This window comes from Synechococcus sp. R6-5, from assembly GCF_047461775.1.
In the GTDB taxonomy this organism is placed as follows: domain Bacteria; phylum Cyanobacteriota; class Cyanobacteriia; order Thermostichales; family Thermostichaceae; genus Thermostichus.
The window spans coordinates 1-3,579 of sequence record NZ_JANSHV010000016.1 but is presented as its reverse complement, the minus strand read 5'-3'; the positions used below and the strand labels follow the sequence as shown (position 1 = coordinate 3,579).

The following is a 3,579-nucleotide window of genomic DNA, read 5'->3' as shown; positions in this document are numbered from 1 at the left end:
GCTTATTATTGACTAGAGTCATGCTCCACACCGAATCATCACTGCTTAACGAAAACTTCTGCTGGCGCTCCGCCGCCGACCCTTGGGATCCCCTGTTGAGGGCACGCCATTCCTGGCTAGACTGTTCCAGAGTGAGCAGGAAAGGAGTTCGGGCTGCCGCCACCTGCCGGAGAGTTGAAGAGGCTTGAATGAGAACCCCAGCCATCACTTGCTCTTGCCCGCCGCAGCTTAATTTTCCTCCTCAGCGCTGGCTGTGGAGTTGCTTGGGAGCCATGGCCATAACGGCTCTCACGGCTGTTGCCGCTTGGGCGCGGCCAGTGCTGGAAGTACGCATGACCCTGGGTTTGCCCATCAGCCCCAACTACTGGTACATGGTAGCTCTCAGCCAGGCCGGCAGCCCTGGCCCTACCGCCAACTTGGTGGATCCCAACGTCCGTGTGGGGCCCAACGAGTACACCTTTGTGCGGGACTGGGATTACCTCATTCGGGTTACCCCCCTCAACGAAGAGTCAGTCTTGCAGGCCACCATCCAGCGATTTGGAGAGCCGGAACGGGAGTTTGCCGTTGGCTTTAACCAGGTACGGGTTAATCGCCTCACCCGCGACCGCGATACCCTCAATTTCCAGATCGATATCTCCGAGCTGCAGGGCCTTGATGGGCGAGACCAAGATATTCAGGTGGCTCTGCTCACCGCTCGCGCCCCCTTCCGTGTGGCCCCCGAAGAGACCAATCTGGCCATTGATGCCACCCGGGGAGATTTGCCCAACTTCTATCGCCTCAGCCTGTCCAATCAGCGGCAGGTGGTTGTGGATGATCCCCAGCGACAAGAGACGGTGCGCCGCAGCCGCGAATTGATCCAACAAAGTGGCTCCGGGGCTGCCCTCACTCGCGACCTTATCGAGGGCGGGGCTTTGGAGATTTTGGCCGCCAACATCCTCACCTTCGAGCTGCGCCTGGTGGATCGCTAGAGAGGGATCCCTCCCCCCTCGACGACTGGCATCGCTCCAAGACTGTCTCCGCAACCCGGCGGGAACCAAAAATAGCGACGAACCGGCCCGCCAGCCTCGGCAGAGGCGCCGGGGATTCAAGGGGAGTGCCAGGGCTTTACTCCCCCCCAGAGAAAGGGCCTGGAATTGGATCCAACATCACAAACAAAAACGACTCCAGCCCCGCCAGGTAGGTGAGCACTTCCTCCCGGGCCGCTTCCAGCTCTAACTTGTTGACCTGGGCCGCTTGCTCAATCAAGGCTTTCACTGCCGTTGGCCCCTGCAACAGGGATCCCAGCCAGGCCATCTGAGGAGCTGGAATGGTTAGGCGTCCATAGCTGGATCCCGGCCAATTCATAGCAAACTCCAGCTTCTTCTCGTAGGCTTTGGCAAAGTTTTGGCGAAATTCGACGTTGTCGGTCAGGATGGGGTTGAGCTGCACCCTGCCCCCCAGCCAATCGGCGTCGCTCCAGGGCAAGACCAAGGAAGAGCCGGGGTGTTCCGCCCAAAAATCGATCAGGCGATGGTTGGGGTAGATCAGCTCATAAAAGTGATTCTGGTCGGCAGGCGAGAGCTTGTCCAACTCAGCTTGCAACCAGGGGGGCATGGCCCTCTCCTTGAACAAAAGCGCCGGATCCCAGTCGGCATAGTCCACCAGACAAACCAGGCCCAGCTCAGCTTCCTCGAGCATGCGCATCAGGTCGGGGATCAGGAAGCCCTTGTCTCCTGGCAAGAGGTAGTTGGCCCGGATGTTGGTGTCGTCTTTGTAGATCTCAGGGTTCCAGCGCAGGGCTGCCCGCATTTCGTCCGAGGCCAAACTGGCCATGAATTCCCGCACCCGCTGACAGGCTTCGGGGGTGGGCAGATCAAATAGCCCCAGCAGCCGAAACGCCTCTTGCATGCGGAAGATGACCTCCCGCTGGTAGGCGTGGTGCAGGTTGGCCCGCAGGATCCCGTCAGGTTTGAGAACCCGCTTGAGGGCTTTTAGCCCCGCCACCGGATCGTCCAGCAGATAGAGCACATCGTTGAGGCTGATGAAATCAAATTCCAGCCCCAACTGTTCGATGTCCAATAGGTTGAGAACATGGAGCTCCACCTCCCCGAAGCCGTGGTAGCGCAAGCGTCGCTCCGTCACCCGTACCGACTCTGCCGACAGGTCGCACACCACCAGCCGCGCCCCCGGATTGGCCTCCGCCAAGATCAACGTTTCCCAGCCCGAGCCGCAGCCGGCATTCAAAATGAGAGCGCCTTCGCTGGGCACAATGGCGCGGGTGCGGGCGTATTGGGCGGTGGTCAAACTTAGGCGGTACAACCCGTCAATGGCGTTGCGGCCCGAGGCCTCAATCGCCACATTGGGGTAGGGCAATTCTTCGTACAGTTGCCGCAGAGATTCTGTCGAGCTGCTGGCCATGGGATCCGCTGCAGGAAGCTGCCCTTTATGCTACCCGGCATCCCTTCCCCGCAGGAATGCCTCTAAGGCAGCAGCCAGGGTTTCATTCCCCTGCAGATCCAATCCATCCGGCCTCTGGGGTGGGTGGGCGGGATCCCGCAAAAAGTCCCAGGATCCTTGAAAAAACTCCTCTGGCGAGAGAATGCGATGCCAGCCATAGCGCCGCAAACCCTCAACCAGCAACGGCGACTCGGCAAACCCAGAGCGGGTAACACAGGCCATAGGTGTGCGGCTGCGCAGGGCCTCTGCCAAAGTGCCATAGCCCGGCTTGGACACCACCCAGCGGCAGAGGGGCATCACATCCACCGGTCGCCACACCCGCCCATCCAAAACCCGCAAGTTGGGCAAGGGGGGAGCTTCCGGATCAAAGGTGAGAAACTGCCAGTCGGGAAAATCTTGGAGCCGCTCGTAAGGAAACCCCCGTACCCCCAGCCCGCCAAAGGTAAACAAAGCCCTGGGTTGCCCCGGGTGTAACCCCAACTGGGCGGCAACCTCCTCCGGCCCGTAGCGGGGATCCGATCCCGTCAGCCCCACCTCCTGCTGACGCGGGAAGGCGCTAGTGCTCCGCACCGCTGACGCGACCATGCTCTCGCTAAAAGGCAGGCGAAATAGAAGGTCGCACTGCCCGTAGAGCTCCTGGATCCAGGCCACAAACGGTTGAAACTCAGGGCCGTATTCTTGGTAGATGAAATCCCAGCCAAAATTACTGGCCATCCAGCAAGGGATCCCAGCAGCCTGGGCAATCGCCGCAGCAATGGGCGGCACATCCGCCAACACCAAAGGCACCCCCTGGGCTCGAATGAAATCCGCTTCTTCTCGAACAAGCTCCGCAGCGCTGGCTTTAAACGCCTTGAGGGCAGCCAACGTAGCCGGCAGATCCGCTTGCAGCCCATCCGGCTGCACCACCCCCACATCCAACGCCCGCGGCCGATGGAGAAACTTCCCCTCCACGTAACGCTCCAGGAGCCAGCGGGGAGCCGGCGTAACAAAGATGGGCAGAACATGGGGATCCCGCCGCAGCAAAGCATTCACGACCGCCGCCAGACGGGTAACGTGCCCAAACCCGTGAGCTGTTGCCGCCACATACAGAGGAACGGGATTCATTGTGCTCTGCACCGCTAACGCGATAGGACTCCGTCCCGC

Annotated in this window: 4 protein-coding genes; 1 reads left to right on the top strand and 3 read right to left on the bottom strand. The window is 60.5% G+C overall.

Annotated elements, in window-relative coordinates; all coding sequences use genetic code 11:
* On the bottom strand, positions 1-205 hold a 205-nt coding region (locus tag NW818_RS00915; protein WP_414423580.1), incomplete at its 3' end, for a hypothetical protein.
* Between the two features lie 67 nt (positions 206-272).
* Between NW818_RS00915 and NW818_RS00910 the strand changes: the two genes are divergently transcribed.
* A complete protein-coding gene (locus tag NW818_RS00910; RefSeq protein ID WP_414351671.1) occupies positions 273-968 on the top strand; it encodes a hypothetical protein in 696 nt (231 codons plus the stop codon).
* A gap of 136 nt (positions 969-1,104) precedes the next feature.
* On the opposite strand, the gene NW818_RS00905 is transcribed toward NW818_RS00910, so the two are convergent.
* Together NW818_RS00905 and NW818_RS00900 are read right to left on the bottom strand one after the other, a co-directional pair.
* Positions 1,105-2,397 (bottom strand): class I SAM-dependent methyltransferase, encoded by a 1,293-nt coding sequence (locus NW818_RS00905; protein WP_414423579.1) that lies wholly within the window; start codon positions 2,395-2,397, stop codon positions 1,105-1,107.
* Positions 2,398-2,427: 30 nt separating this feature from the next.
* On the bottom strand, positions 2,428-3,540 hold the full coding sequence (locus NW818_RS00900) for a glycosyl transferase (RefSeq protein ID WP_414423581.1): 1,113 nt from the start codon (positions 3,538-3,540) through the stop codon (positions 2,428-2,430).
* Positions 3,541-3,579 lie beyond the last annotated feature (39 nt).